General features: G+C 42.5%; 23 protein-coding genes and 1 tRNA gene. 3 read left to right on the top strand and 21 right to left on the bottom strand.

Annotated elements, in window-relative coordinates; all coding sequences use genetic code 11:
* The first annotated feature begins 58 nt into the window (after positions 1–58).
* Complete coding sequence (locus AB1Y31_03695) at positions 59–3,322, top strand: EAL domain-containing protein (GenBank protein MEW4982268.1); 3,264 nt, start codon at positions 59–61, stop codon at positions 3,320–3,322.
* Between the two features lie 218 nt (positions 3,323–3,540).
* Here AB1Y31_03695 and AB1Y31_03690 read toward each other — a convergent pair.
* The 7 genes from AB1Y31_03690 to AB1Y31_03660 form a co-directional block, all read right to left on the bottom strand.
* Positions 3,541–3,632, bottom strand: a tRNA-Ser gene (locus tag AB1Y31_03690).
* 15 nt (positions 3,633–3,647) lie between these two features.
* Positions 3,648–3,833 (bottom strand): carbon storage regulator CsrA, encoded by a 186-nt coding sequence (gene csrA / locus AB1Y31_03685; protein MEW4982267.1) that lies wholly within the window; start codon positions 3,831–3,833, stop codon positions 3,648–3,650.
* A gap of 114 nt (positions 3,834–3,947) precedes the next feature.
* Positions 3,948–5,168, bottom strand: coding sequence for an aspartate kinase (locus tag AB1Y31_03680; protein MEW4982266.1), 1,221 nt, complete (start codon positions 5,166–5,168; stop codon positions 3,948–3,950).
* 72 nt (positions 5,169–5,240) lie between these two features.
* Positions 5,241–7,859, bottom strand: coding sequence for an alanine--tRNA ligase (alaS, locus tag AB1Y31_03675; GenBank protein MEW4982265.1), 2,619 nt, complete (start codon positions 7,857–7,859; stop codon positions 5,241–5,243).
* 16 nt (positions 7,860–7,875) lie between these two features.
* Complete coding sequence (locus tag AB1Y31_03670) at positions 7,876–8,298, bottom strand: regulatory protein RecX (protein ID MEW4982264.1); 423 nt, start codon at positions 8,296–8,298, stop codon at positions 7,876–7,878.
* A gap of 29 nt (positions 8,299–8,327) precedes the next feature.
* Positions 8,328–9,356, bottom strand: coding sequence for a recombinase RecA (gene recA, locus AB1Y31_03665; protein MEW4982263.1), 1,029 nt, complete (start codon positions 9,354–9,356; stop codon positions 8,328–8,330).
* Between the two features lie 114 nt (positions 9,357–9,470).
* Entirely contained in the window at positions 9,471–9,971 is a 501-nt protein-coding gene (locus AB1Y31_03660) for a CinA family protein (GenBank protein ID MEW4982262.1), read from the bottom strand.
* Positions 9,972–10,036: 65 nt separating this feature from the next.
* Here AB1Y31_03660 and mutS point away from each other — a divergent pair, with 65 nt between their 5' ends.
* Positions 10,037–12,607, top strand: coding sequence for a DNA mismatch repair protein MutS (gene mutS / locus AB1Y31_03655; protein MEW4982261.1), 2,571 nt, complete (start codon positions 10,037–10,039; stop codon positions 12,605–12,607).
* On the opposite strand, the gene AB1Y31_03650 is transcribed toward mutS, so the two are convergent.
* From AB1Y31_03650 to ffh, 7 genes are all read right to left on the bottom strand, one after another.
* Positions 12,608–13,309 carry a DsbC family protein gene (locus tag AB1Y31_03650; protein MEW4982260.1) on the bottom strand — a complete coding sequence of 234 codons (702 nt, stop codon included), beginning with the start codon at positions 13,307–13,309 and terminating at the stop codon, positions 12,608–12,610. It lies immediately after the preceding gene.
* A 77-nt stretch (positions 13,310–13,386) separates the two neighbouring features.
* The gene (xerD, locus tag AB1Y31_03645) at positions 13,387–14,277 is read right to left on the bottom strand and encodes a site-specific tyrosine recombinase XerD (GenBank protein ID MEW4982259.1); all 891 of its coding nucleotides are present in this window, start codon (positions 14,275–14,277) and stop codon (positions 13,387–13,389) included.
* A gap of 192 nt (positions 14,278–14,469) precedes the next feature.
* Positions 14,470–14,814, bottom strand: coding sequence for a 50S ribosomal protein L19 (rplS, locus tag AB1Y31_03640; GenBank protein MEW4982258.1), 345 nt, complete (start codon positions 14,812–14,814; stop codon positions 14,470–14,472).
* Between the two features lie 16 nt (positions 14,815–14,830).
* On the bottom strand, positions 14,831–15,580 hold the full coding sequence (gene trmD / locus AB1Y31_03635; protein MEW4982257.1) for a tRNA (guanosine(37)-N1)-methyltransferase TrmD: 750 nt from the start codon (positions 15,578–15,580) through the stop codon (positions 14,831–14,833).
* A 5-nt stretch (positions 15,581–15,585) separates the two neighbouring features.
* A complete protein-coding gene (gene rimM, locus AB1Y31_03630) occupies positions 15,586–16,122 on the bottom strand; it encodes a ribosome maturation factor RimM (GenBank protein ID MEW4982256.1) in 537 nt (178 codons plus the stop codon).
* Between the two features lie 2 nt (positions 16,123–16,124).
* Complete coding sequence (gene rpsP, locus AB1Y31_03625; GenBank protein MEW4982255.1) at positions 16,125–16,376, bottom strand: 30S ribosomal protein S16; 252 nt, start codon at positions 16,374–16,376, stop codon at positions 16,125–16,127.
* A 131-nt stretch (positions 16,377–16,507) separates the two neighbouring features.
* Positions 16,508–17,875 carry a signal recognition particle protein gene (ffh, locus tag AB1Y31_03620; protein ID MEW4982254.1) on the bottom strand — a complete coding sequence of 456 codons (1,368 nt, stop codon included), beginning with the start codon at positions 17,873–17,875 and terminating at the stop codon, positions 16,508–16,510.
* A 196-nt stretch (positions 17,876–18,071) separates the two neighbouring features.
* On the opposite strand from ffh, the gene ccsA reads away from it, so the two are divergent.
* On the top strand, positions 18,072–18,845 hold the full coding sequence (gene ccsA, locus AB1Y31_03615) for a cytochrome c biogenesis protein CcsA (protein ID MEW4982253.1): 774 nt from the start codon (positions 18,072–18,074) through the stop codon (positions 18,843–18,845).
* On the opposite strand, the gene AB1Y31_03610 is transcribed toward ccsA, so the two are convergent.
* The 7 genes from AB1Y31_03610 to AB1Y31_03580 all read right to left on the bottom strand — a co-directional run bounded on the left by AB1Y31_03610 (position 18,842) and on the right by AB1Y31_03580 (position 24,690).
* Positions 18,842–19,318, bottom strand: a complete 477-nt coding sequence (locus AB1Y31_03610; protein MEW4982252.1) for a low molecular weight protein-tyrosine-phosphatase — start codon at positions 19,316–19,318, stop codon at positions 18,842–18,844. The genes ccsA and AB1Y31_03610 overlap by 4 nt on opposite strands.
* Positions 19,315–20,073, bottom strand: a complete 759-nt coding sequence (gene kdsB, locus AB1Y31_03605; GenBank protein MEW4982251.1) for a 3-deoxy-manno-octulosonate cytidylyltransferase — start codon at positions 20,071–20,073, stop codon at positions 19,315–19,317. Before kdsB ends, AB1Y31_03610 begins: the two co-directional genes overlap by 4 nt.
* 4 nt (positions 20,074–20,077) lie before the next feature.
* Positions 20,078–20,266, bottom strand: coding sequence for a Trm112 family protein (locus AB1Y31_03600; GenBank protein MEW4982250.1), 189 nt, complete (start codon positions 20,264–20,266; stop codon positions 20,078–20,080).
* Positions 20,259–21,257, bottom strand: coding sequence for a tetraacyldisaccharide 4'-kinase (gene lpxK, locus AB1Y31_03595; GenBank protein MEW4982249.1), 999 nt, complete (start codon positions 21,255–21,257; stop codon positions 20,259–20,261). Before lpxK ends, AB1Y31_03600 begins: the two co-directional genes overlap by 8 nt.
* Positions 21,258–21,275: 18 nt before the next feature.
* The gene (locus AB1Y31_03590; GenBank protein ID MEW4982248.1) at positions 21,276–21,695 is read right to left on the bottom strand and encodes a biopolymer transporter ExbD; all 420 of its coding nucleotides are present in this window, start codon (positions 21,693–21,695) and stop codon (positions 21,276–21,278) included.
* Positions 21,696–21,700: 5 nt separating this feature from the next.
* A complete protein-coding gene (locus AB1Y31_03585; protein MEW4982247.1) occupies positions 21,701–22,309 on the bottom strand; it encodes a MotA/TolQ/ExbB proton channel family protein in 609 nt (202 codons plus the stop codon).
* Between the two features lie 89 nt (positions 22,310–22,398).
* The gene (locus AB1Y31_03580) at positions 22,399–24,690 is read right to left on the bottom strand and encodes a DNA internalization-related competence protein ComEC/Rec2 (GenBank protein ID MEW4982246.1); all 2,292 of its coding nucleotides are present in this window, start codon (positions 24,688–24,690) and stop codon (positions 22,399–22,401) included.
* Between the last annotated feature and the right edge of the window lie 58 nt (positions 24,691–24,748).

Raw genomic sequence — 24,748 nt, 5'->3', positions numbered from 1 at the left:
CATTACACTTTTTTTTAAATAGCATGCATCATACTTTAGCTAGACGCCATCTCACCCGATGAATGACAATACCGTTCAAGTTGAAATAAAGCGGCGGGAATACAATCAATTTGTTGCAGAAGAAAGTATTGAGGATTACGCACTCCGCTATTCCCCATCAAGCTTTCGGAACTGGTCAGAATTTCTTGTTGCGAACACCGCCATTGGTAGCATCTCTTTTCTTGCCCTTGAAGCGATTGGCGCAAGCATAGCGATAAGTTATGGCTTTCAGAATGCTTTTTGGGGAATCCTAACGGCTTCGATAATAATCTTTCTGATGGGCTTGCCTATTTGCTATCAGGCCGCAAAAAATAATATTGATATTGACCTGTTAACCCGTGCAGCAGGGTTTGGTTATATGGGGTCAACAATCACCTCATTAATTTACGCTTCATTCTGTTTTATATTCTTTGCGTTAGAAGCAGCCATCATGGCTCAGGCACTCTTCCTATATACAGGCCTACCTCTTTCAATTGGGTATGCCCTTTGCTCGATAATTATAATTCCAATTGTTTTTTATGGCATGACAGCCATAAATCGGTTACAGCTTGTTACACAGCCGGTATGGTTAGCTTTAATGATTCTTCCATTCGGTATGGTGCTATTTAAAGAACCGGATCTACTAGACAATTTTTTTAATTTAGCAGGCACCAAAACTGGAAGTTCAGAGTTTTCTCTTTACCCTTTTGGTTTAGCAATAGGCATCTCTTTGTCACTCATTGCGCAGATTGGTGAGCAAGTTGATTACTTGCGTTTTATGCCCGATAAAACAAAAGATAATCGACTTAAATGGTGGACTGCCGTTATCTTAGCTGGGCCAGGCTGGGTCATTCTCGGTTTTCTAAAACAAATGGGGGGGATTCTTTTAGCGGCATTAGTGCTCTTAGGTGGCGCATCCATCATCGAAGCCAAAGAGCCCATTTATATGTATAACGCCGCTTATACTTATGTTTTTGAGCACCCTTCTCTGGCGTTGGGCGTTAGTTTTATTTTCGTTATGATCTCGCAAATCAAAATAAATGTAACGAATGCCTATGCGGGATCATTAGCATGGTCTAATTTTTTCTCAAGAACAACACACACTCACCCCGGACGGGTCGTTTGGGTTATTTTTAATATTTCAATTGCGCTACTTCTTATGGAGATAGGCGTGTTTGATGTATTGACTAAGATACTGGGGTTATATTCCAACATTGCCATCGCGTGGATTGCTGCCATCGTTGCCGACCTTGTTATTAATAAACCCCTAGGGTTAAGCCCTCCCGTTATTGAGTTTAAGCGAGCTCACTTGTTTAATATAAACCCCGTGGGCGTTTTTAGCACATTGATAGCCTCTATTATTTCTATTGTTGCCTTTTCAGGTTTATTAGGTGAAGGTCTCCAATCATTTTCATCCATTATCGCCCTTAGTACTGCATTTATACTCTCACCACTCATCGCCTTTGCCACCAAAGGAAAGTATTACATCGCACGTCAATCAGAAAACTTTGAAGACGGCCTACATACCTGCGGTATTTGCAATATCCAATATAATGCAAAGGACATGGCTTCCTGCTCAATGTATTCTTCTAACATTTGCTCCTTATGCTGTTCACTAGAAGCGCGTTGTCATGATTCATGTAAAGACGTAAAAGAATTTAGTTTAAAAGAAAAGCTTCTTAAGTTTGCAAATATAGCCACTGCCAATAAATTTCACCTTGAAAGCTTGTCCAGGTTAACCAGTTTTATACTGGTTCTTATAGCCTTGTTATCAATTATCGGTTTCATTCTTTGGACAACCTATACCATCAGAATATTAGATATAGATCCGGCAACCATTCAAAACATCCAAGCAACCTATATCAATATATTTTACATATTCGCCCTTATTTCGCTTATTGGAAGTTGGCTAATTGTTTTAATGCAGGAGAGTCGTACTTTTGTTGAAGATGAACTCACTAAAAAGAACGTCACCCTCGAAAATGAAATTTATGAAAGAAAAAGAATTGAAAATAAACTCGAATATATAGCAACCTACGACCAATTGACTAAACTGCCTAATCGTTTTCAATTAGATACAGAATTACGAATGAAAATTGATGAGGCCAAGCGGTTTAAAGGGAAGCTAGCGCTTTTGTTTTTTGATCTTGATCATTTCAAGTCGGTGAATGATTCGCTTGGCCATGAAAGAGGCGATGACTTATTGCAACAAGTTTCAACACGAGTCTCAACTATTTTAAGGGAGTATGATTTTATTGCCCGATTTGGTGGTGACGAGTTTGTTATTATTTTGCCCCACTCCGAAGATGAAAGAAATGCTTCTACCGTTGCAGACAAAATACTACAGGCCTTTATTGAGCCATTTTCTCTAAAAGAGCATCAAATTAATATCACACCAAGCATTGGTATCAGTCTATACCCAGACGACGCGGAAGATATGCATTCACTCCTTAAAAGCGCCGATATTGCGATGTATCGAGCAAAAGATGCGGGCCGTAATTGTTACCGCTTCTTTACCCTTGAAATGAATAATAAACTTCAAAGGGATCGATGGATTGAATCAGGGTTACGAAAGGCACTTGAAAACGAGGAGTTTCAACTTTATTACCAACCACAGGTTCAATTAGAAAATAACGAGGTGCTTGCTTGTGAAGCATTAATTCGTTGGTCAGTTGATGATGAATGGGTATCGCCAGCAGAGTTTATCCCCATCGCTGAAAAAACAGGACTCATTAATAGAATTACAGCATGGGTTATTACCACAGCCTGCCGACAACAACGGCAATGGCAAGATCAAGGCTTAATACCTGTTCGTGTTGATTTAAATATATCAGGGAGAGACTTTAGACATGGGCGAATTTTTTCATTAATTGAGCAGGCGTTAGAAGAAAACAAGCTCAGCCCTAAAGATATTGGCATTGAACTAACAGAAAATGTACTGATCGATTCAGACAATACCGTGCTTGAGAAACTGCTAGAGCTGAAGGAATCGGGGATGAATATATCAATTGATAATTTTGGAACAGGCTATTCATCATTAAGTTATTTAAAGCGATTCCCCGTCACAACGTTAAAGATTGATCAAGAATTTGTACGTGATGCCCCAGAGGACCCTGATGATAAAGCTATTATGGAAGCCATTACCGTTGTAGGTCACAGCCTTGGCTTAGAGGTTCTTGTTGAAGGTGTTGAGACAAAAGAGCAAGCCGATCTTTGCATGGAAATGAATTGTGACATTGTGCAAGGTTATTATTTCCACAGACCAATGCCCTCATTAGCAATGGAAAAATATTTAGCCAAATAACTACTTAGGAAGGCGTACAAAAAGTGAAACTCACGGCCAAAATTTCTGTATAAGTTCGAAATTCCTATATACGAATGGTTTTCATATCTGCTACTAATACTTATTAAGTAGCAAATCCCACTAATTCTCCAATGAGGTTTTAAAGATAAAATCCATCACCTTGAGATTATGTGGCACCTCAATAAAAACAAATTAACTCATTGATTTATAAGGGATAATGGCGGAGAGAGAGGGATTCGAACCCTCGATGGGCTTTAAAACCCATACTCCCTTAGCAGGGGAGCGCCTTCAGCCGCTCGGCCATCTCTCCGGAATTTACTACTGACTATCTATTGCCGCTGGAATTCTTTTCATCTTGGATTTTGTTATAAATCTCTTCACGATGAACAGAAACACTTTTAGGTGCGTCAACTCCAATTCTTACTTGATTTCCTTTAACCCCTAATACGATGATCGATACGTCATCACCAATAACGAGGGATTCACCAACTTTACGCGTTAAAATAAGCATAATATCTCCTTGTTGCTCCATATCATTGAAGCGTTGCCAACCAATTACATTTTTTCTTATTATTGAGTGTATTCTACCATAGCTATCTAAGCGCAAACAGCCATCAAACGTTGATTATTTTTCTGATAAGCCAAATGATTCGTGCAAAGTGCGTACAGCTAACTCCAAGTATTTCTCGTCGACCACAACGGAAATTTTAATTTCTGACGTTGATATCATCCGTATATTAATACCTTCATTCGCAAGCGCCTCAAACATTTGGCTAGCAATACCGGCGTGTGAACGCATTCCAACGCCCACAATAGATACTTTTACTATTTTATTGTCACCATCAACTTTTTCTGCACCCAACTCCGTACAAATACTTTGTAAAACCTGCATTGTTTTATCAAAATCATTTCTATGCACGGTAAAGGTAAAGTCTGTTGTTTTATCTTCTGCAACATTTTGCACGATCATATCAATTTCAATATTTGCTTCTGAAATTGGCTTTAAAATGGCTGATGCTACGCCAGGCATATCTGGCACACCCGCTAGGGTAACTTTTGCTTCATCACGGTTGAATGCAATACCTGAAATTAGTGCTTTTTCCATACCTTCATCCTCATATGTAATTAACGTGCCTTCACCATCGATAAACGTTGATAAAACACGCAATGGAACATTGTATTTGCCCGCAAATTCAACTGAACGAATTTGCAAAATCTTTGATCCTAAACTCGCCATTTCTAGCATTTCTTCAAAAGTGATTTTATCCAACCTTCTCGCTTTCGGTTCTACTCTAGGGTCGGTGGTATAAACGCCATCTACATCTGTATAGATTCGACATTCATCCGCATTTAGTGATGCCGCTAACGCGACCGCTGTCGTATCAGACCCCCCTCGCCCGAGTGTTGTAATAGCGCCTTCAGCAGTAACACCTTGGAAACCCGCAACAACAACAATTTTATTACTTTTTAAATCAGCTTCGATTCTATCGGTATGAATTTCTTCGATACGGGCTTTACTGTGAATGTCATCCGTGACAATTTTAACCTGACCACCCGTGTAGGATGCTGCCGGTTGCCCCAATTCTTCTAACGCCATACATAACAACGCAATAGTGACCTGCTCGCCGGTCGATAACAGCACATCCATTTGCTTCGTGGATGGCGTTTGCTGCATCTGCTTTGCTAACTCAGTCATCCGATTTGTTTCACCGCTCATTGCTGAAACGACAACAACAAGATCATGTCCTGTTGCATTTTTTTCATCGACTAATTTTTTAGCAACAGCCTGAATTTTTTCAGCAGTGCCTACGGATGTACCACCGTATTTGTGTACATGTAACGTCATAGTTCTATCGTGCTTAATTGTGTTATTTAATGCTTATACCATTGGGTATAAGAGCTATTTAAATTAGGCGGACTAACCGTTTGCTGCATTGAGTTGAGCTTCCACCCATTCAGGTACTGACCTGAGTGCTGCGTCTAAGGCTTCAGGATTATCGCCACCAGCTTGTGCCATATCCGGCCGACCACCACCTTTACCGCCGACTTGAAGTGCGACTGAATTAACCAAGTCTCCTGCTTTAATTCGGCTTGTTTGATCTTTAGACACGCCGGCTATCAGTGTTACTTTACCGCTTTGAACTGTTGATAAAACAATCGCCGCATTACCTAATTTGTCTTTTAATTGATCGACTAAGTCACGTAAGGTTTTACCATCACTGCCTTCGATATAAGCTGCTAGTACATTTAGTCCGTCAATGTTAACGGCTTGATTTACCAGATCACCACTGGCTGCTTTTGCTAACTGGCCTTTTAATTGCTCTAGTTCTTTTTCAAGCGCTTTGTTTTTATCTTGAATTTGCGTGATTTTATCAATCGAAGAGTCGCGATTGCCTTTGACCAATTTACCAATTTCTTGCAACAAGTCGTCACTTCGCTCAACCCACGATAAAGCACCTTCGCCAGCAATAGCCTCAATACGACGAACCCCCGAAGCAATACCTGTTTCAGATAGTATTTTCATTAAGCCAATATCACCGGCACGATTCACGTGTGTTCCACCACAAAGTTCTGTAGAGAAATCACCTATCTTCAACACCCGAACTTTATCGCCATACTTTTCGCCAAACAATGCCATCGCACCATTAGCAACCGCCGTTTCTTGGTCTGTTATTTGTGTTTCAACATCTGCATTGGAGCGTATTTGTAGGTTAACTAAGCGCTCAACTTCTTGAAGCTGAGTTCTTGTAATTGGTTCAAAATGACTAAAGTCAAAGCGCAATCTCGCCGCCTCTACTAATGAGCCTTTTTGCGTCACATGTTCACCCAACACTTGACGAAGAGCTGCGTGTAACAAATGAGTAGCCGAGTGGTTTGATGCCGTTGCTAAACGTTTGTCGCTATCAACCCTCGCCACCACTGCTTGTTGTAATAAAAATTCACCTTGTGTAACTCGGCCAACATGGAAATACGCATTACCTTGCTTTTGTACGTCTAACACCTCAAAAACTGCCGCTGGTGTCGTAATCTCGCCTCGGTCGCCCGCTTGCCCGCCGGATTCAGCGTAAAACGCTGTTTTATTTAACACCAAATAAGCGCTGTCTCCCTCACTGATTGACGATACTTCTTCTCCCTCTTTATAAATAGCCTGTAGTACTCCGTTGGACTCTAAGGTTTCATATCCAACAAACTCTGTCGTTAAATCTATTTGTGGCAATTCTGACTGACCAACGGCAAATGAACTTGATGACCTTGCACGCTCACGCTGTGCATCCATCGCTTCTTCGAAGCCTTTAATATCAACGGTTAAGCCATTTTCTCTTGCATAATCCGCCGTTAAATCAACAGGAAAGCCATATGTGTCGTACAGCTTGAAAGCCGTTTCACCCGTAATCAAATTATCTTTCAGCGCCTGTGTACCACCTTGCAACAGTTTCATACCTTGTTCTAGCGTTTCCGCAAAACGCTGCTCCTCTTTGAGCAAAATGTTACTCACCATCTCAGCTTTGGCTATCAATTCTGGATACGCTTCCCCCATGATTTCGGCTAACGGCTGTACTAATTTGTGAAAGAAAATACCCTTCATTTCCAGTTTGTAACCATGGCGTATTGCCCGACGAATAATTCGCCTCAGTACGTAACCTCTACCTTCATTAGACGGTTGAACACCGTCGACGATAAGAAACGCACAAGAACGGATATGGTCAACTAAAACCCGTAAAGAGGTATGACTTGTATCCTTTGTGTTTGTTAGTTTTGAGGCGCTTTTAATCAACCCCTTAAATAATTCAATATCATAGTTATTGTGAACGCCCTGCAAAACTGCCGCGACGCGTTCCAGCCCCATACCCGTATCAACAGAGGGCTTTGGTAAAGGCGTTAACTCTCCTTTATCATTACGATCGTATTGCATAAACACTAGGTTCCAGATTTCGACATACCGATCGCCGTCCTCTTCTGGTGTTCCTGGTGGGCCACCTGCAACCTCTTCGCCATGATCATAAAATATTTCCGAGCATGGGCCACAGGGACCGGTATCACCCATTGACCAAAAATTATCCTTCGCACCAATTCGCGATAGCCTATCAGGGCTAACGCCTACTTCATTCAGCCAAATATCGGCCGCTTCTGGGTCTTCATCAAACACCGTAACCCATAGTTTCTCAGCAGGAATACCAAGTTCTTTAACCAAAAACTCCCACGCATATTTAATCGCATCACGTTTAAAATATTCACCAAAACTAAAGTTCCCAAGCATTTCAAAAAAGGTGTGGTGACGGGCTGTGTAACCAACATTTTCAAGATCGTTGTGCTTGCCACCTGCCCTAACACAACGCTGTGACGATGTTGCTGTGGTATACGAACGTTTTTCTTGACCTAGGAAAACGTCTTTAAACTGAACCATACCCGCATTCGTAAACAATAAGGTCGGGTCATTCCCAGGTACTAACGAGCTAGAAGGTACAATTTTATGCCCCTGCTTTTCAAAATATGTCAAAAAGGCTGATCTAACCTCAGCACTACTTAAATTTTTCATTTCGTTAAAACCTGTATTAAGACAACTGATCAAATAACTGCTTGATCATGTCGTGTGTAAAACCCTTATGTTGAAAAAAACGTGTACGCTTTGCACGCTCTTTTATATCGACTGGCGACTGCTCGCCATATTTTTTTATGTGCAACTCGACTAGTAATGTCTGCCAATCAGGCTGCTCTTCAAACACATTATTAATACTTGTGTCCACGCCTCTTTCTTTCAATTCATACTGAATCCGAATCGGGCCAAAACCCTTATGCACCCTTGAGCGTCCATAGCTTTCAGCGAAACGTTGATCACTTTGCCAATTCAAGTCAACAAACTCTTCCAGCAAGCGGCTAATATCGTCCTCATCGTAACCTTTTGATGTTAGCTTTTGAAACAACTCACGTTGGCTATGTTCCCGTCTAGCTAACAGACCTAGGCAACTTGCTCGCAATCGTGATATTTCTCTTTTCTTTTCTTCGGTCAGACTTTCTCACCTTCTGCTTCAGGCTTTTCAGTTTTTTTAGGTAACAACGCCGCTCTAATATTAGCCTCAAGCTCAGCCGCCTTATCCGAGTTTTCTCTGAAGAAACTCTTCGCGTTATCTTTGCCTTGACCAATCTTAGTACCGCCATAGCTATACCAAGAACCCGCTTTTTCAACCAAATCTAAACTCACACCCAAGTCCACCAACTCACCCTCGCGTGAAATGCCTTCCCCATACAGTATTTCAAACAGTGCTTGCTTAAAAGGAGGAGCTACCTTGTTTTTTACGACCTTAACGCGCGTATCATTACCGAGTATTTCATCACCTTTTTTGATAGCGCCAATACGACGAATATCAAGACGTACTGAAGAGTAAAACTTCAACGCATTACCACCCGTTGTCGTTTCTGGATTACCAAACATCACGCCAATTTTCATACGAATTTGGTTAATGAAAACGACCAGTGTGTTTGAACGTTTGATGTTACCCGTCAGCTTTCGCAGCGCTTGCGACATTAATCGTGCTTGCAAGCCCACGTGATGGTCACCCATATCACCTTCTATTTCAGCTTTGGGTGTTAACGCAGCAACGGAGTCAATCACCACCATGTCGACTGCGCCTGAGCGTACTAGCATATCGACAATTTCTAAAGCTTGTTCACCGGTATCCGGCTGCGAAACTAATAGCTCCTCCATATTCACACCAATTTTGTCAGCATAAATCGGGTCTAACGCATGCTCGGCATCAACAAACGCGGCCGTACCACCTGCTTTTTGGCATTGCGCTATGGTTTCGAGTGTTAAGGTTGTTTTACCAGAAGATTCTGGACCATAAATTTCAACCACTCGCCCACGAGGTAGGCCACCAACACCTAAAGCGACATCTAGCGCAATCGACCCCGTTGAATACGTTTCAATACCTGGAATACTCGAGCCATCACCCATCCGCATGACTGAACCTTTGCCAAACTGCTTTTCAATTTGTAACAACGCAGCGCTTAGTGCTTTTTTCTTATTTTCGTCCATTTTTCATCCTCTTTAGTGCTTCTACTCCCTGTAAAAGCTAATTAGCGTAAGTAACTCGGAATTATCCCACATACTGGGATAAGCTCAAAATGAAAATCACGGTTTTATAATAGCTTATTCAGTCAACATATCGACCAATAACTGCAGCGCCATTAATACAGCCTGTTGCCTGACTTGTTCACGGTTACCAGTAAAGGTCTTACTACATGAACGCGCCTGAGTTAACGACTTCTTCACCCCAAACCAAACCAAGCCTACGGGTTTATCATTCGATCCACCAGATGGCCCTGCAATACCCGTAATGGATAATGATATAGATGATGAAAAGGCTTTATCCACTCCACCAACCATCTGCTCTGCCACCTGCTGACTCACTGCGCCAAATTCATCAAGACACTGCTCTTTCACTTTCAGAAAATCTTGCTTGGTTTGATTGCTATAACTGACTACTCCGCCCAAAAACCACTCACTGCTGCCCGATAAATCCGTCAGCACTTTTGAAAGCCAGCCCCCCGTGCAGGACTCCGCGACGGCCAGCGTTTTATTTTGATCCAGCAACAACCCAGCCAACTTTTTTGCCTGTAAACTTACTTCTTTAGCGATAGATTCAACCATCGATACCCTCTCGAAACTTCCTATTAAAATTCACCGAATATCGGCAAGATTGTTAAACTAGCCGGATGCCGAAAAACGTAAAAACAAAACCAACGATCACACCGATGATGCAGCAATATTTACGCATCAAAGAAGACCATCCTAATACTCTTATATTTTACCGCATGGGTGATTTTTACGAACTTTTTCTTGATGATGCCGTTAAGGCCTCTGCTCTACTTGGCATAACATTGACAAGTCGCGGTCAAATCAATGGTAAGCCTGTTCAAATGGCTGGGATCCCCCATCACGCTGCTGACGGTTACCTCGCTAAGTTATTAAAAGCCAGTGAATCTGTCGCCCTTTGTGAACAAATTGGCGACCCTGCGACGTCAAAAGGCCCAGTCGAACGCAAAGTTGTACGCGTTATTACACCAGGCACCTTGACCGAAGACTCGCTACTGGATTCGCACACTGACAGCTTGCTTTGCGCCGTTTTTGAACAAAAAAGCCAATACGGACTAGCCACTATTGATCTCGCAAGCGGTCGCTTCATACTGCAAGAAATAGGCAATGAACATACTTTAAAAACTGAACTTGCACGCATTAATCCAGCAGAAACATTGATCAGTGAGGACAGCCAGCTATCAAATCTACTCAGGATTCAAAAAGGACTTTGCCCATTAGCCGATTGGCACTTTGACTACCAAACGGCGACGCGATTGTTAAACAAACAGTTTGGCACAAAAGATTTACAAGGCTTTGGCTGTCAAGATATGTTGCTAGCCATCAGTGCTGCTGGTGCATTAATGCAGTACCTTAAAGACACTCATCAATCATCACTGCCTCATTTACAATCTATCAAGGTTGTCCAACAAACTGATTTTATCTCATTAGATGCGGCCACCAGACAGCACCTTGAGCTTGATTACCACCCGAGTGGTAACAACAACTTCACTTTATTCGGCTTGCTAAATCGCTGCAAAACAACCATGGGCACGCGCCTGCTGCGGCGTTGGATTCACCTACCGTTGCGCAAGCAAGAAACCATCAAACACCGCTATTTAGCAATTGAGCAGTTACTTCAAAATAATACCGTCGACGAGTTGCAAACATCACTCAAATTAACAGGGGATATCGAACGCATCAGCAGTCGCATTGCCTTACTCACGGCTCGACCTCGCGACCTTGTGGTTTTAAGAGAAACCCTAAAAATACTACCTACCATTCAAAACTGCTTAACTAATTTAGACGCACCCCGGTTAACAACTTTGCGCCTGCAAACAGGCAACCATCAAGCGTTAGCCGACCTATTAGAGAGCGCCATCATTGAAAACCCACCCGTTTTGATCCGCGATGGCGGGGTGATCGCCGAAGGCTACAACACAACACTAGATGAGCTTAAAAACATTAGCGCCAATGCAGACCAGTTTTTACTGGATATGGAACAAAAAGAGCGCGATGGCAGCCAAATAAGCACCTTAAAACTTAATTACAATCGCGTTCACGGCTATTACATTGAAGTGCCACGGTCTCAAGCAGACAAAGTGCCCGAGCACTTCATTCGAAAACAAACATTAAAAAATGTCGAACGCTATATAACACCCGAGCTAAAAGCGTTCGAAGACAAAGTATTACATGCTAAAGAGCAAGCGCTCGCCTGTGAAAAAAAATTATATAACGAATTACTTTTAAGTTTCGCACCGCAGCTCAGTCAACTACAAGCTTGTGCCGAAGCACTCGCTGAAATTGACCTATTAAGCAACTTTTCTGAACGCGCATTGGCACTTAATTTCAATCAACCCGTATTAACGGATAAAGTTGGCATTTCGATAAAGCAAGGTCGCCACCCTATTGTCGAAAGCGTGATAGATACTCAATTTATCCCTAACGACATTGAGCTTCATGCAGAGCGTAGAATGCTCATCATCACCGGCCCCAATATGGGTGGAAAATCAACTTATATGCGTCAAATAGCCTTACTAACACTAATGGCCCACATAGGTTGCTATGTCCCCGCTTCTGAAGCAATCATCGGCCCTATTGACCAAATATTTACTCGCATCGGCGCATCTGACGACCTAGCGAGTGGTCGCTCAACGTTTATGGTTGAAATGTCTGAAACCGCCAATATTTTGCACAATGCCAGCGATCAAAGCTTAGTCCTAATGGACGAAATTGGTCGCGGAACGAGCACTTTTGACGGCCTATCTTTAGCTTGGGCCAGCGCCGAATACCTCGCTAACAAAGCCCAGCCATTTACCTTATTCGCGACGCATTATTTTGAAATGACCTCATTGCCAGAACACGCCGAAACGGCTGCGAACGTTCACTTAGACGCCATTGAACATGGTGACAACATTGTCTTTTTGCATGCGGTAAGAGAAGGCGCGGCGAATCAAAGTTACGGCCTGCAAGTCGCTGCCCTAGCAGGCGTACCAAAAACCGTTATCAACAATGCCCGTAAAAAACTAGCCTCGTTGGAAGCACAAAAAAATACGGTCAGTCACAGCCCTCAAGCACATCCACAGCTCGATATCTTCAGCTCCGGCTTAAACCAAGAAGCATCTAACTTTATTGAGCAACTATCACCCGATGACTTAAGCCCAAAAGAAGCACTTGATACTTTATATCAGCTAAAGGCCTTAGTTACTTAACTACCAGCCTAAATGCTTGATGAGGTCCTTAGCTGGAACGAAACCCGGCACCATCGTGCCATCTTCAGCAATAATAGCTGGTGTACCAGTTACTCCAAATAGCTGAGCAATCCTCATATGCTCATCCACTGGGTTGTCACAGCTCTTATTAATAACTTTATCGTTAAGTTTCGCATCCGTTAATGCTTCATTCCTATCCTTTGCACACCAAACAGAAACAGCTTTATGGTAGGACTCAGTATTTGGGCCTGAACGCGGATAGAACAAGTATCTCACTGTCATGCCTGCATCGGTATACGTACTAATTTGAGAATGTAACTTTCTACAGTAACCACAATCAATGTCAGAAAAGATGGTGATTTTATGTTTCTCATTCTTAGCTGGAAAGATAACCATGGTTTTTTCGTCTATTTTTGCCAGCTCCGCTTTACGCGCCATTTTCAACGCATTGTCAGTCATGTTTTCACGATTGAGCAAATCCACCATCTCTCCTTGAATAATATATCGCCCATCCTCTGAAGCATAAATAACACGCGCACCAACCAGTACTTGGTATAAACCTTTAATGGGTGTTTTAGACACACTATCTTTTGTCACACTGGGAATAACTTTAGACAACCCTTTAGCAACAGACGACTCATCAGCAAAAGTTGCTGTAGAAAAACCTATCACCAATAACCAAGCAAGCAAGAATTTATTCATTTATTAACATTCCTTATCCATATTAATTTTATTAGACACGTTTAAAGCTAAAAAACATACATACTGTTTGAATTTTTTCACCCTCTTGGGTGAAACTTCTCGTGAATATCTTTTAAACGTTGTTTCGCAATATGTGTATAAATTTGCGTTGTTGACAAATCGCTGTGACCAAGTAGGAGCTGAACAACCCGTAAATCGGCACCATGATTCAACAAATGTGTCGCAAAGGCGTGCCGTAAACTGTGCGGCGAAATAGCTTTATTGATACCCGCTTTCGTCGCATAGCGCTTAATGATGTACCAAAAAGCCTGCCGCGTCATTCCTGTACCACGGTTTGTAGGGAAAACAAAATCCGTTTTCTTTTCAGCTAAAATTTCTAACCGCCACTGGTTAATAAAATCCTGAAGCCAAGTTAACGCTTCTTCACCAACGGGCACTAAACGGTCTTTATTGCCTTTCCCCGTCACCCTGACCAAGCCTTGGCGAAAGTTTATTTCAGCCAATGTCAGCCCGATCAATTCACTGACCCTAAGACCACTTGCATACAATAGTTCAAGCATGGCTCTATCTCTAAAACCTAACGCTGTTAATGTATCCGGCGCATTTAACAACGCTTCAACATCACTTTCAGATAAGGTAGACGGTAAACTACGCCCTAACCTAGGTGCTTCTATAATTGCAGCAGGGTCTTCTTTCACCTTCCCTTCTCGTACCGCGTAGATATAAAACCGTTTTAAGCTGGATAAAAAGCGAGCCGATGACCTTGCCGATATACCTCGCCCCAAGCGATCGGCTAGATATAAAGAAACGTCCGAAGATTCGCACGTTAATAACGTTTTATGTCGACTATTAATCCATTTTGAAAACAGTTGTATATCTGTTTTGTATGCCGCGAGGGTATTGTCGCTTAGCCCACACTCTACCCACAAACTATCAAGAAACAAAACGATGTCATCGTTATCACTCAATGATGTTACCTTTTCCCACTTTTATAATGATGCTATCTTAGCAATAAACAGGCGCCCTTTCGTCAGCAAATTCAAACATTAATAGGCACAAAAAAAGGCCGGATAAACCGACCTTTTTTGTACTCTACTTTCGAGTAACTTACACCCAGAGGCATAAGTTCCACTGAAGCAAAAAACAGCTTCAATTCAGCGTTATAGCTTCTCTTTAATACGAGCTGCTTTACCACGAAGTTCACGAAGATAGTAAAGTTTGGCACGTCTAACTGAACCACGTCTCTTTACTTCAACGCCAGCAATCAACTTACTGTATGTTTGGAAAACACGTTCAACGCCTTCGCCGTGTGAAATTTTACGAACTGTAAAAGCTGAGTTAAGGCCACGATTACGCTTCGCAATCACAACACCTTCAAAAGACTGAACACGCTCTGTTGTTCCTTCTTTAACTTTTACTTTTACGATAACCGTATCACCAGCACTAAATGCAGGCAATTCATTCGTCATCTGTTCTGCTTCTAATTGTGCAATTATATTACTCATTTTTTATTCCCTAGTTTTAACTCTGTAAATTATTCAGTTCTTGTATGAATTCATCAAGTAGCGATTGTTGATGTTTGCTTAATTCAATTTTTTCTAATAAATCAGGGCGCTTTTGCCATGTTTTACCTAATGCTTGTTTTTCTCGCCAACGCTCTATCTTTTTATGATTGCCACTCAATAGCACACCCGGCACTTCTAGCCCATCACACACATCTGGCCGTGTGTAATGCGGGTGATCCAACAAGCCATTAACAAACGAGTCTTCGACCGCTGAACATTCATGTCCTAAGACATCTGGTAACATTCTGGACACCGCATCAATTAATACTAATGCTGGCAATTCACCACCACTGAGTACAAAATCACCAATCGACCACTCTTCATCAACGTTCGCTTCTAATAGTCTCTCGTCAACACCTTCATATCGACCTGCCAATAATACTAAACGCGAAAACCCTGACAAATAGTTCACGCCCTGCTGATCTAACCTACGCCCTTGAGGGCTTAAGTAAATAACCTTAACAGGTTCATTTACAGCATCTACTGCCGATTGAATCGCTTTTTTAAGCGGCTCAACCTTCATCACCATTCCAGGACCTCCACCAAAAGGCCGATCATCCACGGTACGGTGTAGATCTTCCGTAAAATCTCTTGGATTCCACGTTTTCAACTGTATCGTATTAGACGCAATGGCTCTACCCACTACGCCCATCGAGGCGGTTTTTTCAAACAACTCTGGAAATAACGTTATAACATCAAAGCGCATAACCGTTAAAAATCCACATCCCAGTCAACGACCATTTTTTGTTCTTTCAGGTCAACAGACTTAACCACCTGACCTGTGACATAAGGAATCAATCGCTCCCTATCCCCTTTTACAACAATGACATCATTGGCTCCAGTTTCAAGCATATGGTCAATAACGCCATAGTCATCACCATCAACTGATACAACCTTTAAACCAATTAAGTCAGACCAGTAATACTCATCTTTCCTTAACGTTGGGAGCTGATCGGATGGCATATAAATATCACACCCAATCCACTTCTCAGCTTCATTTCTATCATCAATGCCCTCTATTAGCACAACGATAGTTTTACCATGAGGCTTTCCAGCTTTTAATTTAACAGCCTTACGAACTTTATTACGTTCAATATACCAAGGCTGATAAGACAGTATGTTTTCTTTTTTATCTGTGTTGGCATAGACTTTTAACCAGCCTTTAACACCAAATACCCCAGATATACTGCCCAGCTTTAACCAGGCATTTTCTTCCGCTATCTTTTCTGAGCGAGTTACTTCAGACACCGTTAAGCGGCAGCTTCAGCAGCCTCTTTTACAAGCTTTGCAACACGTTCTGTTGTTTGGGCACCTTGTGCAACCCAGTGATCAACACGAGCAGCGTCAAGTGTTAAACGAACTTCGCCACCTGTCGCTCTAGGGTTGTAATAACCAACTCTTTCGATGTAACGACCATCGCGACTTCTGCGACTATCTGCAACAACAACGTGATAGAAAGGACGCTTTTTTGCGCCTGTTCTTGAAAGACGTATCTTTACCATTTATTTTCCTTGAATTCTGTTTTTGTAAATCTTGATTGAGTTAACCAGTTAATTTTACGTGAATTATTTGATTTGGTGAAGTTTTTTTCACCTTTCACAGCATTATTACTTAAAAAACTACTCGAAACTAATTACTGAAAAGGGGACCCTTGCCCCTGACCTAACTGCCCTTTTAGGCCCCGCATCATTTTTGCCATGCCGCCTTTGGACATTTTTTTCATCATTTTTTGCGCTTGTTTATATTGCTTCATCAACTTATTGACGTCTTGAACTTGCAAGCCTGCACCAGCAGCAATACGCTTTCTTCTTGAACCGTTAATTAAATTAGGGAATATTTTTTCCTTTTTTGTCATTGAGTTAATCAATGCAATTTGCCTAGTGAAGTCTTTATCATTTACTTGGCTTTTAACGTTTTGCGGAACATTCGACATGCCAGGAATTTTATCCATCATCGCACTCATACCGCCCATATCCATCATTTGAGCTAATTGATCCCTGTAGTCATCTAAGTCAAACCCTTTTCCTTTTTGGATTTTTTTAGCTAACTTTTCGGCTTTTTCTTTGTCAACTTTACGCTCAATTTCTTCAACTAAGCTTAACGCGTCCCCCATACCCAACAATCGCGACGCAACGCGGTCTGGGTGAAACGGCTCTAACGCATCTGTTTTTTCACCAACACCTAAAAACTTAATCGGTTTACCAGTGATTTGGCGTATTGATAAAGCCGCACCACCTCGTGCATCACCGTCTGTTTTCGTTAGAACAATACCCGTCAGTTGCAACACATCGTTAAACGCTTTCGCCGTATTAGCCGCATCCTGCCCAGTCATACTATCAACAACAAATAAGGTTTCAGCTGGATTAGCAACCTTATGAACTTGACGGATTTCATCCATCATCGCATCGTCAACATGTAAACGACCCGCTGTATCAACAATTAACACATCACTAAATTGCTTGCTCGCTTCAGCTATCGCGTTTTTTACAATATCAACCGGCTTTTGTTCTACGCTACTTGGGAAGAAGTTAGCACCCACTTCAGTTGCTAATGTTTGCAGCTGATCTATCGCTGCTGGACGGTACACGTCGGCACTCACCACCATCACAGACTTTTTATGGCGCTCAATGAGTAACCGCGACAGCTTGGCTACTGTTGTTGTCTTACCAGAACCCTGTAAGCCGGCCATAAGAATAACAACTGGCGGCGCAGCAGATAGGTCTAAGGACTCATTTGCCTCACCCATCGTTTTAACGAGTTCGTCATTAACTATTTTGAGCATCGCTTGACCTGGTGAAAGGCTTTGCATCACTTCCTGGCCTAGCGCACGCTCTTTAACAACCTCGGTAAACGCTTTGACAACAGAAAGCGCAACATCTGCTTCCAACAAGGCCATTCTAACTTCACGCATGGTCTCTTTAATATTGTCTTCTGTTAATCGCCCTTGCCCTCTAATGTTTTTAAAGGTAGCGCTTAAACGGTCTGTTAAGTTGTTAAACATAGTTATATCCTAAAAAGTTATCTGTCGTATTTTCGCACGTCTTTCCAGCTGATGCAGTTGATTTTTATAGTTTAAAGGCAGCATAAGTAAACAATTTTAAAACCCAGCACTTCTACCGCACAGCGCTTTATGACACACTATGCTCATGCTTCTTTCCCTTACTATATTTAATGGCCTAACTATTGTTAGCGCGCTCATGTACATCATTGGCGCATCCCTTGTTGCGATACATATCAACAAAGGTGAGAAAATCAACAATCCTCGTCAATTCGTACTGTTAAGCGCAATGGCAGCCATCGTCACGCATGCACTACTTGTCACTCATAGCTATAACGTCAACCAGATTATTGCTAATGATTTCTTCAGCATGCTGTCTTTAGTCTTTCTCGTTATTAGCGTACTGTTTATTGCCAGCGCTTTTAAGCAACCCATTGAAACTCTTGCTATTATTGTATTTCCTTTATCCGCAATAGCTGTTTTGCTTAATATTAATAATTCTGCACCTGTTGCCACTTCAGTCGCATTTGATGGTGCCTTGCAGACTCATATTATTCTATCTATCTTGTCGTACTGCTTATTAACCGTTGCTGCGTTTCAAGCCATATTCCTGTCCTTTCAAGAAAAGCAACTACATAACCGACACCCAAGCCGCCTCATAAATTTCTTGCCACCGCTTCAGTTAATGGAAGCCTTACTGTTTCGTGTATTGTCCTTAGGTCTTTTCCTATTAACTTTTGCTCTTGCAACCGGCTTTATTTTTCTTGATGATGTTTTCGCTCAACACATTGCACATAAAACCGTCCTATCTATGATGGCTTGGATTTTATTTGCGACTCTACTGTGGGGAAGACACTTCTTAGGCTGGCGCGGACAAAAAGCGGTGAAATGGACGTATGGCGGTTACCTTGCGTTAATGCTCGCTTATTTCGGCAGTAAGTTTGTTTTACAGCTAGTACTTAATCAAAACTAACTGCTTAATTTTTTCTCTAACTCAATTAACAAGCCTTCGCAGGCATCTTCTAAAAGGTCGAATACTCGCTCAAACCCATTACCTTGCCCAAAATACGGGTCAGGTACTTCTTTGATCGTACTACGCGTTGCAAAGTCCAACATATACTTAATTTTATGTCGGTACTCTAAGGGACAGGCTTCTCTGGTTAAGTAATAGTTATCTTCATCCGCTACTAATAAATAATCAAACTCTTCAAAATCGTAATCATCAAGCTGGCGAGCCCTTAAGTCACTTAAATCAACCCCTCGTAATGTCGCCATCTGCATAGAGCGTTGATCCGGCTTTTTTCCAACGTGATAAGCATGCGTACCCGCAGAATCAACCTCTATAAGGTCTTGCAAACCTTTAGCAGCCAGCATCTGGCGGAAAATGCCGTGTGCCGTTGGTGATCTACAGATATTACCCATGCAGATAAATAACACCTTGATCATTGACTTAAAACCTTATTAACACGATCCAAGTCATCTTGAGTGTCTACTCCCGCCTCTGGAACTTGGTCGACAGATGGTACGTAGATCTTTTCACCCATAGCTAAAATGCGAAGTTGCTCCAACGATTCTATTACCTCAAGTTGGCTAGTCGGCCAAGTGATGTAGCGGCGCAAGAAACCGGCGGTATAACTGTAGATACCAATGTGCCTGAAATGGCTTGCTTGATGATTCGATGGGTTTACTGGGAAAGCCTCTCGATCCCAAGGAATCGGAGCACGACTAAAATAAAGCGCGTAATCTTGCGCATCCCGAACAACTTTAACGGCATTTGGATTAAGCACCTCGCCTAGATCATCAATCGGCGCGCACAAACTCGCGACTTGCGCAGCTTCCTGCCCCATTAATGCAGTAGCCGCTCTTTTAATCAGTTCCGGTGGGATCAATGGCTCATCGCCTTGGCAATTAACAATGACGGTATCGTCTTCCCATACTAACTTATTAGCCACTTCGGTCAGACGCTCGGTACCGCTGGTATGCGACTCCAACGTCATCACCGCATTAAAACCAGCCTGCTTTACACAGTCAAGAATTCGCTCATCATCGGTTGCCACAACGACTTCCTGTGCGCCTGCTTTCGCGGCCTTTGCGCACACATGCAAGATCATCTCTTTACCCGCAATTTTAAGCAGTGGTTTACCTGGCAACCTAGATGATGCATAGCGCGCAGGAATAACAACTTTAAATGTATTAGCCATACTTTTACCGCAGCTCTTCAGCCTCGTCAGCAGTCAACTGTCTTGCCTCATCGATTAGCATGATCGGAATATCATCTCGAACTGCATAAGCAAGCCGGCAAGGTACGCACACCAATTCTTGCTCTTCTTTTAAATATTTCAGTCCAGACTTGCAAGAAGGGCAAGCCAGTATATCTAGTAGTTTCTTATCCATTTATTTTCTCTTTCATCATTGATAATAATGTTAGTCCAAATTTTTCTGTCATTTTCGCCTTAATGGGCACGTACCAATGCTTTTCGTTCGCCATAAACGTACACTTAACGGCGTCTTTTTCGGTCATCAACACTGGATTATCGTCATTGAAATTTATATCCTTCTCGGCATACTTAAAGTGATCAGGGAAAATATGTGATTTAAAAGAAATATTAAATTTCTTTAAATGTGAAAAAAAACGAGCGGGATTCCCTAAACCTGCAACCGCATGGCAAGGCGTCGCGCTAAAACTTTCTAACCCACACCGCTGTGACTCATCCAGCAACTTAATCGCCTCGTTACCTTCAACTTTCAGTGGGTATTCATTGGCATTTGCCAAACCATTACAAATAATAAAATCAACGCCTTTCAACCTTTCAACGGGTTCACGCAATGGCCCTGCTGGCAGCAAATAACCATTACCAGAGCGGCGCTCTCCGTCCACTAGCGCAATTTCAATATCACGTTGTAACGCGTAATGTTGAAGGCCATCATCCGAAATAATAACATCACAATCGTGGTGATCAATCAATGCTTGCGCGCTGTCAGCACGAATAGGCCCAACCGCAACAGGGCAGCCTGTTCGCCGCGCTAAAATTTTGGCCTCATCACCCACAACTCTTGAATCACTGTCTTTTCGAACCTGTTGCGGCCAGCTTGAAGCAATGCCACCGTAACCACGACTAATAACCCCAGGGGTATAACCTGCCGATTTAAGAAGCTCAGCCACCCAAATAACAACGGGGGTTTTGCCTGTCCCTCCCACTGTAATATTTCCAACAATGATGACCGGGACATTTAATCGTGTAGAAGCAAGCCAACCTTTTTTAAACATAAACGAGCGTAACCAAACAATACGCCCAAACACCCAAGATAAGGGAGCAAATAGCAAGGCCACTGGGCGCTGCCCATACCACATGCTATCGAAAAATCGGCTCATTTTTTGACTCATTAAACTGTCGGCGCTGCCTTATTTTTCAGTCTTCGGCTGATTCGCCGCGAAGGTAATATTAACAAAACCTAATTGCCCAGCAGCATCCAACACTGTGATCACTGATTGGTGCGTCGCTTGGCCGTCTGCACTAATCAATAAAGGCGGGCTTTTTTGATCTCCTGCAGCTTGTTTCAACGCTTTTTTGATTGTTTCTAATCCAGAGTTAACCACTTCTTTTTGATTGATAAAAAATCGACTTTTTGAATCAATACTGACCTCTAACGACTTTTCTGCTTTTTTATGTTCACCTGACGCTTGCGGCAACTCTATTTTTAATTGCGTTTCGCGATCAAACGTTGTCGTGACCATGAAGAAAATTAGCAGCAAAAAAACCACGTCAATTAACGGTGTTAGATTCAAGTCGAATTCTTCATTGTTTTTACGTTTGAAATTCATCGAGATTACTCACGCTCTCCATGCATCATTTCAACCAATTTAAGCGCCTCACTTTCCATTCTTATCACCAGCTCGTCAACCTTGCCTCTAAAATATCGATAGAACATCAGTGATGGAATCGCGACAGACATACCTGACGCCGTTGTTATCAGCGCTTGCGAGATGCCGCCAGCCAACACGCTAGGGTCGCCTACACCATGCTCCATTATCGAAGCGAACACCGTGATCATGCCGATGACCGTACCGAGCAAACCCAACAAAGGCGTTATCGAAGCAATTGTACCCAAAGAATTCAAATACTTTTCGAGTTCATGCGCAACCTGACGCCCCACTTCTTCAATGCTCTCTTTCATAATCTCACGACCATGAGATTGATTCACAATACCGGCAGCAAGAATACGCCCAAGTGGTGAGCTAATCGATAGGCTTTGCACTTTGCCCCTACCTAATTGATCCGCTTTATGTAATTTCCATACTGAGGCAACTAAATCACTAGGGATGATTTTTTCACTATTTAACGACCAAAATCGCTCTCCTATAATCGCCAACGAAATAACTGAGCACGCGATAATAGGCACCATCAACCAACCACCTGATATTAAGATTTCCAGCACAACACCCTCTGCTTCAAATAATTAAATACAACGCCCATATTACTTTATTTTTAGGCGCTAAGCACCTCTGCACACCGTTAAAATCATATTTATGGTCGCCAATTCCAAAACTGAGAAGACTCCTCTCGAAGGCTTTTAAGGTCAGCAAATGAATCGCCAGAAAAGCGGACTGTTATTGCACCATGACGAGCCGTATCAAAACTATTAATACCTTGTTTTTTATAGCGATCGACAACCTTTTCTTTCGGAAATCCAAAACGATTTTTATAGCCCACTGGAAACAACACATAATCTGGGTTTACATCTCGAATAAACTCTTTCGTAGACGATGTTGAGCTCCCATGATGTGGGGCTATCAATACATCTGATTTAAGCTGATCCGGTTTATATTGACTCAAAGATTGTTCAGTATTTTTTTCAATATCGCCGGTCAATAAAACGCTACCATTCACTGAACTTACCTTTAACACGCACGATGCGTTATTGCCTTCAAATAAGCTATAACGGCTTGGGCTCAAAAACTCGAAGCTAACACCCTCTAAAGTCCAACTACTGCCCTCCTCGCAGCGTATCGGCTGATATTCAGAAAAAAGTGGTGGAACACTCGTCAATAGACTCTTCACCGGCATCTTACTTAACAATGTTTTTGCACCACCAGCATGATCATTATCACCGTGACTGATAACCAGCGTATCCACCTGCTGAATGCCCTCGCCTTGTAAATAAGGGATAATAACCGTCGTTGCTAGGTCACTTTTATCACTGTATTTAGCGCCCGTATCAAATACCAGCGTGTGCTCGGCCGTATGAATAACAGCAGATAAACCTTGCCCAACATCCAACAATACTAATTTAAACTCGGCATGTCCTAGCCCCTCATTTCTGACGGGGAACAACAGTGGTAAAAAAAGCAGACAAGCCACTGGCTTCGGTAGCAACCCCTTTGGTAACAGCAGTAATGCAACCCCCGCCATGGCTATTAAACAGGCCAATAATGAAACATTTGATAATGCTAAAGCAGAAAATTCTACTTCAGCTGTTGCCTCTAAAAACTGCCAAAGAAGGGCGACAAGAACATTCACTAGCTCAAGAACTTGAACACCCAAGCTTTCATCCAACACCGTTAGTAGCAGCGCGATCATTAACAAAGGAACAACAGCAAGACTGACAAACGGCACCGCTAAAATATTAGCCAAGGGGGCGACCAACGACACCTGCTGAAAGAAATACAGCACCATCGGCATAAGACCCACAGAAACCCAGCATTGGACATCGACGAGTTGCCTTAACCGTTTTTGTTTCTTTATTCGACCGACAGCGCCATACAAAATAACCGCGACCGCCCCAAACGATAGCCAAAAACCAACCGACATCGGCGCTAAAGGGTCAAACATCAATATGGCTAACAGGGCTACTAAAATAATATGGAATGGTTTATAGTGACGCTGCCAATAGACACCGCCCAATACCACTACTAACATGACCAATGCTCGCTGAGTAGGTATTGAAAAACCAGCCAACGCCGCATATAGCACGGCCGCCAACAAACTTGCTAATATCGCATACTGTGTTGCACCTCGGTTTAGAATCGTCAACCTAAGCCCTAAGTAACGAAAAACCGCAAAAACTAGCGCACTAACCAAACCAATATGTAAGCCAGAAATCGCAATAAGGTGCGACGTTCCTGTTTTACGAAACACCTCCCATTGAACTGCGCTAATATCGCTTCGATCGCCCAACACCAAAGCCTTGATCACACCAATATACTCACTACCTACAAGTGCCGACTCTAAATAGCCCTTTAGTGACTCTCGCCAGCGCCCAACATCCCATAACGATGCTTGGCTTAAACGCTGATTGTCACTACTTTTTCGTATATAGCCTGTGGCCCCAATGTTCTGTTGGAAAAGCCACTTTTCGTAATCAAACCCATGTGGGTTTAACAAGCCATGAGGGCGTTTTAATTTAACTAAAAGCTGCCACTTTTCACCGGACTTAAACTCTTTACCACGACCATACCAGCTAAGCCGAATACGACTTGGAAACGAGTGTTGAACCGCAGGCGCAACCACCGTCTCCACATCAAATAAAAACCTGATTGAATGTGACTCTTGCACAGGCAAGTCAACGACTTTGCCTCTGATAAGAATTTCCTGAGATTCTAACATCCTCGGTAATTGGTTATGCTGTATCGACACAGCATAAGAGGCCGCCCACACAAAACCCAACACACAAAGACTTAACCCCTTAGCCCACTTATAAAAGGCTAAAGCAAGTATTCCCAAAAAAATAAGATAATAAATTGGCGGTAGTGTTGGTAACAATTGAATGGATACAACGCCCACGCAGAACAACAACGCCTTTTGTTGAAAATTATTCATTTAGCCGCATCCATGCTCTGCTACACTTGTGGAGTATGTTACATAAAACAACAAATAC

This window comes from Cycloclasticus sp. (genome assembly GCA_040743155.1).
GTDB lineage: Bacteria > Pseudomonadota > Gammaproteobacteria > Methylococcales > Cycloclasticaceae > Cycloclasticus.
This window is presented reverse-complemented; position numbering and strand designations above follow the sequence as displayed.

Excerpts from the sequence above, each read along its gene's own strand:
- AB1Y31_03695 (MEW4982268.1), top strand. The coding sequence starts at position 59 with ATGAATGACAATACCGTTCAAGTTGAAATAAAGCGGCGGGAATACAAT.
- csrA (MEW4982267.1), bottom strand. The coding sequence starts at position 3,833 with ATGCTTATTTTAACGCGTAAAGTTGGTGAATCCCTCGTTATTGGTGAT.
- AB1Y31_03680 (MEW4982266.1), bottom strand. The coding sequence starts at position 5,168 with ATGACGTTACATGTACACAAATACGGTGGTACATCCGTAGGCACTGCT.
- alaS (MEW4982265.1), bottom strand. The coding sequence starts at position 7,859 with ATGAAAAATTTAAGTAGTGCTGAGGTTAGATCAGCCTTTTTGACATAT.
- recA (MEW4982263.1), bottom strand. The coding sequence starts at position 9,356 with ATGGACGAAAATAAGAAAAAAGCACTAAGCGCTGCGTTGTTACAAATT.
- AB1Y31_03660 (MEW4982262.1), bottom strand. The coding sequence starts at position 9,971 with ATGGTTGAATCTATCGCTAAAGAAGTAAGTTTACAGGCAAAAAAGTTG.
- mutS (MEW4982261.1), top strand. The coding sequence starts at position 10,037 with ATGCCGAAAAACGTAAAAACAAAACCAACGATCACACCGATGATGCAG.
- AB1Y31_03650 (MEW4982260.1), bottom strand. The coding sequence starts at position 13,309 with ATGAATAAATTCTTGCTTGCTTGGTTATTGGTGATAGGTTTTTCTACA.
- rplS (MEW4982258.1), bottom strand. The coding sequence starts at position 14,814 with ATGAGTAATATAATTGCACAATTAGAAGCAGAACAGATGACGAATGAA.
- trmD (MEW4982257.1), bottom strand. The coding sequence starts at position 15,580 with ATGCGCTTTGATGTTATAACGTTATTTCCAGAGTTGTTTGAAAAAACC.
- rpsP (MEW4982255.1), bottom strand. The coding sequence starts at position 16,376 with ATGGTAAAGATACGTCTTTCAAGAACAGGCGCAAAAAAGCGTCCTTTC.
- ffh (MEW4982254.1), bottom strand. The coding sequence starts at position 17,875 with ATGTTTAACAACTTAACAGACCGTTTAAGCGCTACCTTTAAAAACATT.
- ccsA (MEW4982253.1), top strand. The coding sequence starts at position 18,072 with ATGTACATCATTGGCGCATCCCTTGTTGCGATACATATCAACAAAGGT.
- AB1Y31_03610 (MEW4982252.1), bottom strand. The coding sequence starts at position 19,318 with ATGATCAAGGTGTTATTTATCTGCATGGGTAATATCTGTAGATCACCA.
- kdsB (MEW4982251.1), bottom strand. The coding sequence starts at position 20,073 with ATGGCTAATACATTTAAAGTTGTTATTCCTGCGCGCTATGCATCATCT.
- AB1Y31_03600 (MEW4982250.1), bottom strand. The coding sequence starts at position 20,266 with ATGGATAAGAAACTACTAGATATACTGGCTTGCCCTTCTTGCAAGTCT.
- lpxK (MEW4982249.1), bottom strand. The coding sequence starts at position 21,257 with ATGAGTCAAAAAATGAGCCGATTTTTCGATAGCATGTGGTATGGGCAG.
- AB1Y31_03590 (MEW4982248.1), bottom strand. The coding sequence starts at position 21,695 with ATGAATTTCAAACGTAAAAACAATGAAGAATTCGACTTGAATCTAACA.
- AB1Y31_03580 (MEW4982246.1), bottom strand. The coding sequence starts at position 24,690 with ATGAATAATTTTCAACAAAAGGCGTTGTTGTTCTGCGTGGGCGTTGTA.